This window comes from Mycobacterium sp. (genome assembly GCF_036488105.1).
GTDB lineage: Bacteria > Actinomycetota > Actinomycetes > Mycobacteriales > Mycobacteriaceae > Mycobacterium.
Window position 1 is genome coordinate 1 of sequence record NZ_DASXHW010000165.1, and the last position, 11,920, is coordinate 11,920.

The window sequence follows — 11,920 nt, forward strand, 5'->3', positions numbered from 1 at the left end:
GTACGCCAGTCGGTAACCATATCGACAGGCGACGCTGCCACCGTGATGGTGTGCGAGTAGCGATTGTCGCGGAATCCTTTCTCCCGCACGTCAACGGCGTGAGCAACTCGGTGATCAGAACACTCGAGCATCTTCGCCGCACCGGACACGAAGCACTTGTCATCGCACCCGACACCCCGCGTGGCGAGGAGCCCGCGGACCGTATCTATGACGGTATCCGGGTGCACCGGGTGCCGTCCTGGATGTTCCCGAAGGTAACTACCCTGCCGTTGGGGCTCCCGATGCCACGGATTTTGCGGGTGCTGCGCGGATTCGAGCCCGACGTCGTGCACTTGGCGTCGCCCGCCCTGCTCGGCTGGGGCGGGGTGAGGGCGGCACGTCGTCTCGGGGTGCCGACCGTCGCGGTGTATCAGACCGACGTCCCCGGCTTCGCGGCCAGCTACGGGATCGGCATGACCGAGCGGGCGGCCTGGGCGTGGTTCCGCCATCTGCACCGCCTGGCCGACCGCACCCTGGCGCCGTCCACAGCAACGATGGAATCGCTTGTTGCTCACGGTATTCCGCGGGTCCATCACTGGGCGCGCGGCGTTGACATGATCGGTTACGCGCCGTCGGCCCGCGACGAGGCCCTGCGGCAACACTGGTCGCCGGACGGCAAGCCGATCGTCGGCTTCGTCGGCCGGCTGGCACCGGAGAAGCATGTCGAGCGGCTCACGTCGCTGGCCGCCGCCGGTGACGTGCAGGTGGTGATCGTCGGCGATGGCGTCGACCGCGCCAAGCTCCAATCGGCAATGCCCACAGCAGTCTTCACCGGCGCGCTCTACGGCGAGGAACTCGCGACGGCGTACGCGAGCATGGATGTCTTCGTCCATGCCGGTGAGCACGAGACGTTCTGCCAAGTCGTGCAGGAGGCGCTGGCGTCGGGCCTGCCGGTGATCGCTCCCGATGCCGGTGGACCTCGCGACCTGGTGACGCCGTGGCGCACCGGACTGCTGTTGGGAGTCAAGGAATTCGAAGCGCAGCTGCCCAACGCCGTCGCGCACCTGCTGGAAGAACGGCAGCGTTACTCGGTGGCCGCACGAAAGAGCGTGCTGGAACGCAGCTGGCCCGCCATCTGCGACCAGCTGCTCGGCCATTACGAGGCGGTGCTGTCGCCAATCGCCCGCGCACGCATGACGCGCCGCCAACACGCTCAGGGGCAGTAAGCTAGCCCTGAGCCAGCTCGGCGACCGACTGCCACTGCTCCCACGTGCGTAGCCGCTCCTGGTAATCGGCTTTGGCCAACTCCAGCGGCGCCGTGCCGAAGAACACCCGCAACGGTGGCTGCTCGGCGTCGACCACTTTCAGCACCGCCGCCGCGGACGCTTTCGGATCACCCGGCGCAGACCATCGCTGCTTGCGAACCGCATCGGTCGCCGCGTGCACGTCGGCGTAGGCCGGCAGCTCCTCGGCGCGCCGCGACGACGACCCGGCCCAGTCGGTATCGAAGCCCGCGGGCTCGATCAGCGTCACGTGCACACCGAACGGCGCGACTTCCTGCGCCAGCGCCTGGGAGAAGCCTTCCAGCGCCCACTTCGACGCGTGGTAGATCCCGACATTGGGGAACGCGATGATGCCACCGATCGACGACACCTGGATGATGTGGCCGCTGCGCTGCTCGCGCAGATACGGCAGGGCCGCCTGGGTGACCCACAGCGCCCCGAACACGTTCGTGTCGATCTGGTCGCGGGCATCCTGCTCGGACAGCTCCTCGACGAACCCGAACTGACCGTAGCCCGCATTGTTGACCACGACGTCCAGGCGCCCGAAGTGGCCGTGGGCTTGCTTGACCGCGGCGAAGTCCGCCGCGCGATCGGTCACGTCCAACTGGATCGGCAGAATGGCGTCGCCGTAGGTGTCCACCAGATCGGCCAGCGACGCGGTGTCGCGCGCGGTCGCCGCGACCTTGTCGCCGCGCTGCAGGGCGGCGATTGCCCATTCCCGTCCGAAGCCACGTGAAGTACCGGTAATAAACCAAACTTTTTCTGTCACGCCGTGGTGCAACGCATCCGTCGGCGTCCCATTCCCGAATGGCCGGTAGGTTCGACGATGTGAACCGCGCCACGCTGGACAAAGACCCCCGTGAGGTGGCGTCGATGTTCGACGGCGTCGCGCGGCGCTACGACATCACCAACACCGTGCTGTCGCTGGGTCAGGATCGGTACTGGCGGCGCGCCACGCGGTTGGCGCTGGGCATCGGGGCAGGGGAGAAAGTGCTCGACTTGGCCGCCGGCACCGCAGTGTCGACGGTCGAGCTGGCCACGTCCGGGGCGTGGTGCGTGGCTGCGGATTTCTCCGTCGGCATGCTCGGTGCGGGGCACGGCCGCATGGTGCCGAAGGTGGCCGGTGACGCGACCCGATTGCCGTTCGGCGACAACGTGTTCGACGCGGTCACCATCAGCTTCGGGCTGCGTAACGTCGCCGAGCGCGACACGGCTCTGCGCGAGATGGCCCGGGTCACGCGGCCCGGTGGACGGTTAGTGGTGTGCGAATTCTCCACGCCCACCAATCGGTTGTTCGCCACGGCCTACAAGGAGTACTTGATGCAGGCGCTGCCACGGGTGGCGCAGGCCGTGTCGAGCAACCCGGATGCCTATGTCTACCTTGCCGAGTCGATCAGGGCATGGCCCGACCAGGCTGAGCTTGCCCACCAGATATCGCGCGCTGGATGGTCGGCGGTGCGGTGGCGCAACCTGACCGGTGGCATCGTCGCGCTACACGCCGCCTACAAGGCGCACGAAAAGCCGGTCAGCTAAAAGGCTTTCGTCGGTCGATCAGCCGAGAGACACGCCCGCTGCCGCGCCACGCCCTGGCAACCCAGTCGGCGTCGTCGTCGGTGACCAGGTTTCCCATCACCCGCACCGCGATGCCCATCAGCGTAGTCGAGCGCATACCGATCGGGCCGGCCGCGGGCAGGAACCGCGGGAACGTCAGCAACAACCCGAGACGGCGGGCCACCGAAAACCCTCGGCCGTAATGGGATTGCAGCACGTGCGGCCAGGCCTTGGACAGATCGCCCGAGCCGAGCATTTCTGCGGCCATGCGGCCTGATTCCAGCCCGTAGTCAATGCCTTCGCCGTTGAGCGGGTTGACGCAGGCCGCAGCGTCGCCGATCAACATCCAGTTCCGGCCGGCCACCCCCGAGACCGCGCCGCCCATCGGCAGCAGCGCTGATGACATCGCGCGCGGCGGGCCTTCGAAGCCCCACTCCTCGCGGCGCAGGTCGGTGTAGTACGACATCAGCGGTCGCAGCGCCAATTCGGCGGGCCGCTTCGAGGTGGACAGTGCGCCCACGCCGATGTTCACCTCGCCGTTGCCCAGCGGGAAGATCCAGCCGTAGCCGGGCAGCACCGCGCCGTCGGGCGAGCGCAGCTCCAGATGTGAGGTCAGCCACGGGTCATCGCTGCGTGGCGTGGTCAGGTATCCCCGGGCCGCGATCCCGTAGACCGTTTCCTGATGCCATCGTCGGCCCAGCCCGCGGCCCAGCGTCGAACGGGCGCCGTCGGCGACGATCAGTTCGCGACAGCCGACCTGTGTCCCGTCGGCCAGCGTCAGCGACGTCACTCGGGCCGACGAATCATGGTTAGCGCCAACAGCTTTGACGCCGAGTCGCATGCGTGCACCGGATTCTTCGGCGACTTTACGAATCCGGTCGTCCAACTCGACGCGGGCCACCGCACTACCGGTCGAGGGGAACGACGGGCCGGGCCATTCGACCTCGACCTCGCCGCCGAATCCGCTCATCCGCAGGCCGCGATGCCGGATCCGGGCGTCCAGCCATTCGCCCAGGCCCAGTCGTTCGAGTTCGGCTACCGCACGCGGCGTCAGCCCGTCGCCGCAGGACTTGTCGCGGGGAAAGTTCGCCGCGTCGATCACCAGCACGTCGCGGCCGGCCCGCGCCGCCCAGGCTGCGGCCGCCGACCCGGCCGGGCCGGCGCCCACGACCACCACGTCGGCATGGGAGTCCATGCTCACCAGTATGTTGGTCGGGTGAGGACTCCGGCGACAGTGGTAGCGGGCGTGGACTTCGGTGACGCCGAATTCGCCACCGGCGTGCGCGACGGGGTGGCCCGCATCGAGCAACTGATCGAAACCGAGCTGCGCGGGTCAGACGACCTGATGACAGACGCCGTGCTGCACTTGTTCGAGGCCGGCGGCAAACGATTCCGGCCACTGTTCACCGTGTTGTCGGCGCAATTGGGGCCGCATCCGGACTCCGACGAGGTGACGATCGCCGGTGCGGTGATCGAGCTGGTGCATCTGGCCACGCTCTATCACGACGATGTGATGGACGAGGCGCAAGTGCGTCGCGGCGCACCCAGCGCCAACCTGCGGTGGAGCAACAACGTCGCAATCCTGGCCGGGGACTACCTGTTCGCCACCGCGTCGCGGTTGGTGTCGCGGCTGGGCCCCGACGCGGTGCGGATCATCGCCGAGACCTTCGCCCAGCTGGTCACCGGCCAGATGCGCGAAACCCAGGGTGCCGCGGAGCAGGCCGACCCGATCGTGCACTACCTGAGGGTGGTGCACGAGAAGACAGCCTGCCTGATCGGTGCGGCCGGCCGGTTCGGCGCGATGTTCTCCGGCGCCGACGAGGACCAGATCGAGCGGCTCAGCCGACTGGGTGACCTGGTCGGCACGGCGTTCCAGATCTCCGACGACATCATCGACATCGACAGCGACCCCGACGAGTCCGGCAAGCTGCCCGGCACCGACCTGCGCGAAGGTGTGCACACGCTGCCGGTGCTCTACGCCTTGCACGACACCGGACCCGATGCTGACCGGCTGCGTGAGCTGCTGGTCGGCCCGATCGACAACGACGCGGCGGTCACCGAGGCGCTGACCCTGCTGCGGGCCTCGGCGGGCATGGCCAAGGCCAAGGACACGGTCGCGCAGTATGCGGCGAAGGCCTACGAGGAGATGGCCGCGCTGCCCGACAGCCCCGGGCGCCAGGCGTTGACGACGCTGGTCGACTACACGATCCACCGACACGGCTGATTTGCGGAACTCTGCCGCGGCTCCTCGGCGTTAAATGTGCAGAACCCGGCTGCTCGCAGCAGGGCATAGGAGGGATTTAATGACCTGGCATCCGCATCACAACACGTTCAAGACGTTCGCGTTGCTGGTTGGCATGTCGACGCTGATCGTGCTGGTGGGCAGTTTGTTCGGCAGGGGTGTGATGTTCCTTGCCGTCGTGTTCGCCGTCGGCATGAACATCTATACCTACTTCAACAGCGACAAGCTGGCGCTGCGGGCGATGCACGCGCAGCCGGTGTCGGAGGTGCAGGAGCCGGTGATCTACCGGATCGTGCGCGAGCTGGCTACCGCTGCTCACCAGCCGATGCCGCGGCTGTTCATCAGCGACACGGCCGCGCCCAACGCGTTCGCCACCGGTCGCAATCCGCGCAACGCCGCGGTGTGCTGCACCACCGGGATTCTCAACATCCTCGATGAGCGCGAGCTGCGTGCGGTACTCGGACACGAGCTGTCGCACGTCTACAACCGCGACATCCTGATCTCTTGTGTGGCCGGCGCGCTCGCGTCGGTGATCACCGCGCTGGCCAACATCGCGATGTTCGCCGGAATGATGGGCGGCAACAACCGTGAAGGCGGCAATCCCTTTGCGCTGCTTCTAGTTTCGATGCTGGGCCCGATTGCGGCGACGGTGGTGCGGATGGCCGTGTCTCGATCGCGCGAGTACCAGGCCGACGAGTCCGGTGCGATCCTGACCGGCGACCCGTTGGCGCTGGCCTCCGCGCTGCGCAAGATCTCCAGTGGTGTGCAGTCCGCGCCGCTGCCGCCGGAACCGAAGCTGGCCGCCCAGGCGCACCTGATGATCGCCAGCCCGTTCCGTGCCGGCGAGAAGATCGGTTCGCTGTTCTCCACACATCCGCCGATGGCCGACCGGATTCGTCGCCTCGAGGAAATGGCCGGCCACTAGGTCTTGTGCACAGCCTGACCATTAGGTGACTCTTTGGTTTAAGCGCGTATGTGATATCACCCGCGGGTGAACCATTACACGTACCGCGCCGAATGGTCCTCTGAGCACGGCGAATACGTCGGGCGCTGCCTCGAATTGCCGTGGCTGTCGCAGTGGGCGCCGACGATGCAAGAAGCCATTGCCGATGTTGAGCGCGCCGTCGACGAGCATCTCGTCGAACGCGGCGAGGACGTGCCGCCGCCGATGACCGAACGGCAGTTCCGCGGCAAGTTCCTCGTCAGGACGTCACCGGCGCTGCACGCCCGATTGACGGTCGAGGCCGCCGAGCAGAATGTGTCGTTGAATCAGTGGGTGGTGCAGAAGCTGGCGGATCGGCCGCCGATCGGTCTGTTCGACCTCTGATATCGCATGCGGTTTCGTTTCCAAACCTAGTGTGCCCCAAGGCTGCCGGTGCCGCTGTGGTTGATGGGGTTACCGGGGTCAGAAACCGGCGCCGTGCACCTCGTGTCCCGGCGTATCCGCCGCCAACCCGCGGTAGGCATCTTCGACGGTGCAGCCGTGGTTGATCACGCCGTCGACCTCCCGAGCGATCGGCATGTTCAGGCCGTACTTGTCGGCGAACTCCATGATCACGCTGGCAGCCTTGACGCCCTCGGCCACCTGGTTCATCGACGAGATGATCTCGTCGATGGTTTTGCCCGAACCGAGCTGCTCGCCGACGTGCCGGTTGCGGCTGCGCTGGCTGGTGCAGGTGACGATCAGATCGCCCATCCCGGCCAGCCCGGCGAAGGTGTCCCGCTGTCCGCCCATCGCCTCGCCCAGCTTTGACATCTCACGCACCGAGCGGGCGATCACCATCGCCCTGGTGTTCTCGCCGATACCCAGCGAATAGCCCATCCCGACCGCGATCGCATACACGTTCTTCAAGGCGCCCGCCATCTCAACACCGAGCACATCGTCGATCGTGTAGACGCGGAAGCGCTTGGTGCTGAACAGCTGTCCGAGCTGCGCGGCGAGATGCTGGTCGGGCATCGCCAGTACCGCCGCTGCGGCGTAGCCCTCGGCGACCTCACGGGCGATGTTGGGCCCGGCCAGGATGCCGGCGGGGTGGCCGGGCAATACCTCGTCGACGATTTGCGACATGCGCATGTTGGTGCCTTGTTCGAGGCCCTTGACCAAGGACACCACCGGCACCCACGGCCGCAATTCCGATGCCAGCTCGGTGAGCACGCCGCGGAACCCGTGCGACGGCACGCCCATCACGACGACGTCGGCAGCACGGGCGGCCTCGGCGAAGTCGGTTGTGGCGCGCAGGCTTTCGGACAACACGTGGTCCTCGCCAAGGTATTTGGTGTTGCGGTGATTCTCGTTGATATCCTTGGCGGCCTCCTCGGAGCGCACCCATTGCAGCGTCGGCCCGCGGCGCGCACAGATGGACGCGACGGTGGTGCCCCAAGAACCGCCCCCCAAAACGACGACGTTCGGTTCGCGCATAGCTGCCATGGCGATCAGCGTATTGCCGTCGCCTGATCTTTACCGGCGGTTGGAGAGAAGTTGTGCCTAAGGGCGAACCTGGGAGTCCAACTGCCCGGCGTGGTGAGTTTCCATCGTCGCGTACGCCTGGCCGCAGGTGGAGAAATGTTCGGCATGATCGCCCATCTGCGTCACCAGTGCCGTCGAGTTGGCGGTCCATCGCGGTGCGCGGCGAGCCAGTGCTTCGGCTGACCGTCCGGTCCACCCGCCTTGTGCGGCCGCAATCCGATTGTCTACCGACAGGTGCGACGTCGCCAGGTCCTCGCCATTACCGGTGATCTGTGCCGCCGATGTGGCGAGGTGTTCGAGGTTGACCGTGAGCGCCATGGCCACTTCCTACCAAGGCTGAGGCTAGCTGTCACTTCACCACGAACAGGCCGACGATCCCCGCCTCGGCGAACGACAGCAGGAGCGCCGCCAACCACCCGGCACTCCAGGTCAGCAGCGCCAGCGGGACAACCGCGCGGAACCTTTCGAACGGCAGGGCGCACAGCACTCCGAGAGTCCAGGCCGCCGCGACCAGCCAGCCGGGCGCCGAGTAAGCGACCACGGCTCCGAGGATCGCGACGACAGGTGACCAAACCGAAAACAAGGGCGCTGGAGCCATTGATTGGCTGGCAACGGGGTCCGTCATGGGCCGCGGAACACCTCGAACTGGAGCACGCCGATCAGCATGAAGATCAGCGCGCACAAAAACCCGATACCGAGCGCGCGTGACCAGGGACGCGCAATCGGCAGAAAGACGGCGGACATGACCAGCAATGCAACGCTTCGCACAATCTCTTCGGACCGGGTGGACTGCGCGAGTCCGGCCGCGCTGATGACCAGCCAAATCCCATATCCGAGCGCGCCCGCGATCGGGATGAGAAACGTTGCGAGCGCCCAGTATCTGGGCGATAGGCTGCTCGATCTGATGGTGAATACCGCTTTCTCTCAGGACCGTGGAGCGGGCAACGGCGGGGGTGTGGGCTCGGGCAACGGCGGAGCCGCCACCGATGGTGCCAGTGGAGGCGGCACCGGGACGGTGTAGACCTGCGGCGGGTTCGCCGCCGGCCCCAAGGTGGTCATCGGCAACGGTTGGGTTGGTATCAGCCGCGGCGCCGAGGGGGGTAGCCCATCCGGCAACGGTGGGGTCCACGGCTGAGGCAGATCCGGCAACGAAGCACCGACATGGTTGTGACCCAGCGGGAGAGTCAGCGGCCCAAGCTGATTCGTGGTCACCTGTTGGTTGAACAGCTGAGTCACGCTGCCGTCTGGTTTGTATTGATACGCCTCAGTGCTCGGGTACGGCGTGATGTCACCACCGACCGCGACGTTGCCACCCCCGGTGGGAACAATATTCATCGTGCCGTTGACGTTGACGATGGGCTTGGCAATTCCTGGCTCGAAGGGATCAGCGGCCTGGTAGGAGATCATCAGGGCGCCATTATCACCCTGAAGTACATTCACGATCGGCTTCCCGGTGCCGGCGTCCTTCCCGTCGGTCGACATCGTCGGGTTTTGGCGAGCGACGACGATGCCGTGCTCCATGTCCACATAGAGGCTGACCCGGGATGCTTCCGCGGGAGCGAATGGCGACGGTCCTCGATTGTCGCCAACCATGTGCGGATTCACCCGGTCGTTGAATTCGAAGTTCTGGACCTCGGCCGAGGGTATGTACATGTTCTGCCGATAGACCCCGCCGCCGGGTATGGGGGTGAATCTTCCGACCACAACGTTGGATTCGTGCCCGCCGTATCTGGGGTCGTAGGTGTGCGGATCGAGGCCCTCGGCCATCCGCCAGTCGTTGGCGGACAACGGATCTCGGCCATATACCTGGCGGAACGCGTCTTGCTGGTTCTTCTCCTGTCCGGCGTCGATGGCGACTTGGGCGGGGGTCAATCCGTCGGGGCCGACCCGGTCGATCGTCGGCGTGCCGTGCGGAATCGGCACATCGCCGTCGGCCATCTCGATGGCCTGCGCCAGTTCCTCGTCCACGACCGTCGCCTGACCCAATATCGCGTCGAGCTGTGGCTGAAATTGGGCCTGTTTGGCCGACAACTCGGCGGCGGTGCCCTTGAACGTCGAACTGGCCACGATTTTGTCGCCGACCGGGTCGATGGTCAGTCCGGCGGGTCCGAGGGCGTCGCGGAGTCTTTGCAGCTGCGCCTTGACCGATTCGATGCCGTCCGCTGCGCGGTCGGCTGCCATCGCCACCGCGAGCGCTTCGCGTCCATCCCGGTCGAGGTCTTTGCGGGTCTGCTCGACGGAGTGCTTCGCCGCATCGGCCGCGGCCCCACCCCAACTCTGGAAAGCCGGCAAAGTGGCAAGTGCGTGCGACGCGAGTTGGTTGGCCTCGTTGCGACAGCGCGCGGCATGAAACACCTCGCGGACCTCGCCCGGTTGCCATCGGTCGATGTCCGCAACCGACAGACCCGTCACGGGATGGAGCTTGTCACGGATGTGTCGGCGGTGTCACTTCACCGTTGTGGATTATCCAGCCAACGCCGTCTTCTCGACGCGGCCGAACACCATGGCCTCGGTGATCCGGTCGAACCGGTAGTCGATGGCGTCGGCGTAGTAGTTCTGTCGAACGTTCCAGGGCCGCTTGACCCCGGATTTCGGCAGCGCGTGCGGCGCGCGCAGCACGTAGCCGGCCTGGATGTCCCACGCCGACTTCTCCGGCATCGGCTCACCGGCCAAATGCGGGTAGGCGTGGGTGTAGCCGTGAGACTTCATGTGAGCCAACAGCTTTGCCGTCGCCCGGGCGGTCATGTCGGCACGCAGCGTCCACGAGGCGTTGGTATATCCGACGCACCAGAACAGATTCGGCACTTCCTCCAACATGTGGGCCTTGTAGACGAAGCGGTCCTGCGGCTTGATCTCCGCACCGTCCATGGACACCACCACCCCACCCAGGGCCTGCAGTTGCAGACCGGTGGCGGTCACGATGATGTCGGCGTCCAGATGCTCGCCCGACTTCAAAGCGATTCCGGTGGAATCGAAGTGGTCGATGTGGTCGGTGACCACCTCGGCGCGGCCATCGCCGATCGCGACGTAGAGGTCGGCGTCGGGGATCAGGCACAGCCGCTGGTCCCATGGGTTGTAGCGCGGCTTGAAGTGGGTGTCGACGTCGTAGCCCTCGGGCAGGTAGCGCACCGCGATCTGGCGGATCCACCACTTCACGAAGCCCGGTGTCTTGCGGGCCAACAGCCAGATCAAGCCTTCCAGCAGCGCATTACTCTGCCGGACGATCGAGTGGGAAATCTTGCGCGGCAATATGTTTCGCAGCAAGTTTATCGGCCCGCTGGTTTTGGCCGCCGAGAACAGATAGGTGGGCGAACGCTGCAGCATGGTCACCTTCGATGCCCTCTCGGCCAGCGACGGGATCAGCGACATTGCCGTGGCGCCGCTGCCGATGACCACCACCTTCTTTCCGTGGTAGTCGAGATCCTCGGGCCAGTGCTGTGGATGAACAATCGAGCCGTCGAACTCGTTGAGGCCAGGGAAGTCCGGGGTGTAGCCCTCGTCGTAGTTGTAGTAGCCGGACCCGAAGAAGACGAAGCGGCCGCGGTAGGTCTTTTCGGCCCCGTCCTGCTCGGCGGTGACGGTCCAGGTGTCGTCCGAGGAGTTCCAGTCCGCCGAACGGACGTGGGTGTTGAACCGGATGTGCTGATCGATGCCGTACTTGTGCGCGGTGGCGTTCAGGTACTCGCGGATGTGCTCGCCGTCGGCCACCCGTTCCGGGCCGGTCCACGGCTCCCACGGGAAGCACAGGGTGAAGATGCTGCTGTCCGAGCGCACGCCCGGGTAGCGGAACAGGTCCCAGGTGCCGCCGATCTGCTCGCGTCGCTCCAAGATGGCGTAGCTGGTCCCGGGATTGCGCTCGGTGAAGCGGTGAGCCGCGCCTAGGCCCGAGAAGCCCGCGCCGATGATGATGACGTCAACGTCTGTCGCTTCGGATGGCGTCACGGTCATCGATGCACCTCACTTCGGGGGCGGCCTGTTGCCTACGTCACCAGATTAGGCACCGACCGGTTGATTGGGCGAGGGCTGAGGGCCTATCGGTAGTTGACGAACTGCAGCGCGACGTCGAGGTCGGCCTTCTTGAGCATCGCGATGACCTCCTGCAGATCGTCGCGCTTCTTGCTGGTGACCCGCACCTCGTCGCCCTGGATCTGGGTTTTGACGGTCTTGGGGCCCTCGTCGCGGATCAGCTTGGTGATCTTCTTGGCGTTTTCGCTGCTGATGCCCTCTTTCAGAGCGCCGGTGACCTTGTAGGTCTTACCGGAGGCCTGCGGCTCGCCGGCGTCGAAGGCCTTGAGGCTGATGTCGCGCCGGATCAGCTTTTCCTTGAAGACGTCGACGGCAGCCTTGACGCGCTCCTCGGTGGAGCTGGTCAGCTCGATCGCCTCTTCGCCCTTCCAG

The 11,920-nt window shown here is 65.9% G+C and carries 14 protein-coding genes; 5 read left to right on the forward strand and 9 right to left on the reverse strand.

Annotated elements, in window-relative coordinates; genetic code table 11:
- The first annotated feature begins 50 nt into the window (after positions 1-50).
- A complete protein-coding gene (locus tag VGH54_RS08580; protein WP_331511520.1) occupies positions 51-1,205 on the forward strand; it encodes a glycosyltransferase family 1 protein in 1,155 nt (384 codons plus the stop codon).
- Position 1,206: 1 nt separating this feature from the next.
- On the opposite strand, the gene VGH54_RS08585 is transcribed toward VGH54_RS08580, so the two are convergent.
- Entirely contained in the window at positions 1,207-2,031 is an 825-nt protein-coding gene (locus VGH54_RS08585) for an SDR family oxidoreductase (RefSeq protein ID WP_331511521.1), read from the reverse strand.
- 59 nt (positions 2,032-2,090) lie between these two features.
- Here VGH54_RS08585 and VGH54_RS08590 point away from each other — a divergent pair, with 59 nt between their 5' ends.
- Positions 2,091-2,795, forward strand: a complete 705-nt coding sequence (locus tag VGH54_RS08590; RefSeq protein ID WP_331511533.1) for a demethylmenaquinone methyltransferase — start codon at positions 2,091-2,093, stop codon at positions 2,793-2,795.
- On the opposite strand, the gene menJ is transcribed toward VGH54_RS08590, so the two are convergent.
- A complete protein-coding gene (gene menJ / locus VGH54_RS08595) occupies positions 2,788-4,014 on the reverse strand; it encodes a menaquinone reductase (RefSeq protein WP_331511522.1) in 1,227 nt (408 codons plus the stop codon). The genes VGH54_RS08590 and menJ overlap by 8 nt on opposite strands.
- Before the next feature lie 15 nt (positions 4,015-4,029).
- Between menJ and grcC1 the strand changes: the two genes are divergently transcribed.
- From grcC1 to VGH54_RS08610, 3 genes are all read left to right on the forward strand, one after another.
- Positions 4,030-5,037, forward strand: coding sequence for a nonaprenyl/(2E,6E)-farnesyl/geranylgeranyl diphosphat synthase (gene grcC1 / locus VGH54_RS08600; protein WP_331511523.1), 1,008 nt, complete (start codon positions 4,030-4,032; stop codon positions 5,035-5,037).
- A 79-nt stretch (positions 5,038-5,116) separates the two neighbouring features.
- The gene (gene htpX, locus VGH54_RS08605; RefSeq protein ID WP_331511524.1) at positions 5,117-5,980 is read left to right on the forward strand and encodes a zinc metalloprotease HtpX; all 864 of its coding nucleotides are present in this window, start codon (positions 5,117-5,119) and stop codon (positions 5,978-5,980) included.
- Between the two features lie 66 nt (positions 5,981-6,046).
- Complete coding sequence (locus tag VGH54_RS08610; protein ID WP_331511525.1) at positions 6,047-6,382, forward strand: type II toxin-antitoxin system HicB family antitoxin; 336 nt, start codon at positions 6,047-6,049, stop codon at positions 6,380-6,382.
- Between the two features lie 78 nt (positions 6,383-6,460).
- Here VGH54_RS08610 and VGH54_RS08615 read toward each other — a convergent pair whose 3' ends face one another.
- The 7 genes from VGH54_RS08615 to VGH54_RS08645 form a co-directional block, all read right to left on the reverse strand.
- Complete coding sequence (locus tag VGH54_RS08615; RefSeq protein ID WP_331511526.1) at positions 6,461-7,483, reverse strand: NAD(P)H-dependent glycerol-3-phosphate dehydrogenase; 1,023 nt, start codon at positions 7,481-7,483, stop codon at positions 6,461-6,463.
- A gap of 57 nt (positions 7,484-7,540) precedes the next feature.
- The gene (locus tag VGH54_RS08620) at positions 7,541-7,840 is read right to left on the reverse strand and encodes a WXG100 family type VII secretion target (protein WP_331511527.1); all 300 of its coding nucleotides are present in this window, start codon (positions 7,838-7,840) and stop codon (positions 7,541-7,543) included.
- A 31-nt stretch (positions 7,841-7,871) separates the two neighbouring features.
- Complete coding sequence (locus VGH54_RS08625; protein WP_331511528.1) at positions 7,872-8,147, reverse strand: hypothetical protein; 276 nt, start codon at positions 8,145-8,147, stop codon at positions 7,872-7,874.
- A complete protein-coding gene (locus VGH54_RS08630) occupies positions 8,144-8,266 on the reverse strand; it encodes a hypothetical protein (RefSeq protein WP_331511529.1) in 123 nt (40 codons plus the stop codon). The genes VGH54_RS08625 and VGH54_RS08630 overlap by 4 nt, the downstream gene beginning before the upstream one ends.
- 180 nt (positions 8,267-8,446) lie before the next feature.
- Positions 8,447-9,934, reverse strand: a complete 1,488-nt coding sequence (locus VGH54_RS08635; protein WP_331511530.1) for a hypothetical protein — start codon at positions 9,932-9,934, stop codon at positions 8,447-8,449.
- 51 nt (positions 9,935-9,985) lie between these two features.
- Positions 9,986-11,470: an NAD(P)/FAD-dependent oxidoreductase gene (locus VGH54_RS08640; protein ID WP_331511531.1), complete on the reverse strand. Its 1,485-nt coding sequence runs from the start codon at positions 11,468-11,470 to the stop codon at positions 9,986-9,988.
- 83 nt (positions 11,471-11,553) lie between these two features.
- Positions 11,554-11,920 (reverse strand): YajQ family cyclic di-GMP-binding protein (locus VGH54_RS08645; protein ID WP_331511532.1); only part of this gene is annotated, 367 nt, incomplete at its 5' end.

Bases quoted from the DNA above. Each gene is read 5' to 3' on its own strand.
- VGH54_RS08630 (WP_331511529.1), bottom strand. From the start codon at position 8,266: ATGTCCGCCGTCTTTCTGCCGATTGCGCGTCCCTGGTCACGCGCGCTC.
- VGH54_RS08640 (WP_331511531.1), bottom strand. From the start codon at position 11,470: ATGACCGTGACGCCATCCGAAGCGACAGACGTTGACGTCATCATCATC.
- VGH54_RS08615 (WP_331511526.1), bottom strand. From the start codon at position 7,483: ATGGCAGCTATGCGCGAACCGAACGTCGTCGTTTTGGGGGGCGGTTCT.
- VGH54_RS08625 (WP_331511528.1), bottom strand. From the start codon at position 8,147: ATGACGGACCCCGTTGCCAGCCAATCAATGGCTCCAGCGCCCTTGTTT.
- htpX (WP_331511524.1), top strand. From the start codon at position 5,117: ATGACCTGGCATCCGCATCACAACACGTTCAAGACGTTCGCGTTGCTG.
- VGH54_RS08620 (WP_331511527.1), bottom strand. From the start codon at position 7,840: ATGGCGCTCACGGTCAACCTCGAACACCTCGCCACATCGGCGGCACAG.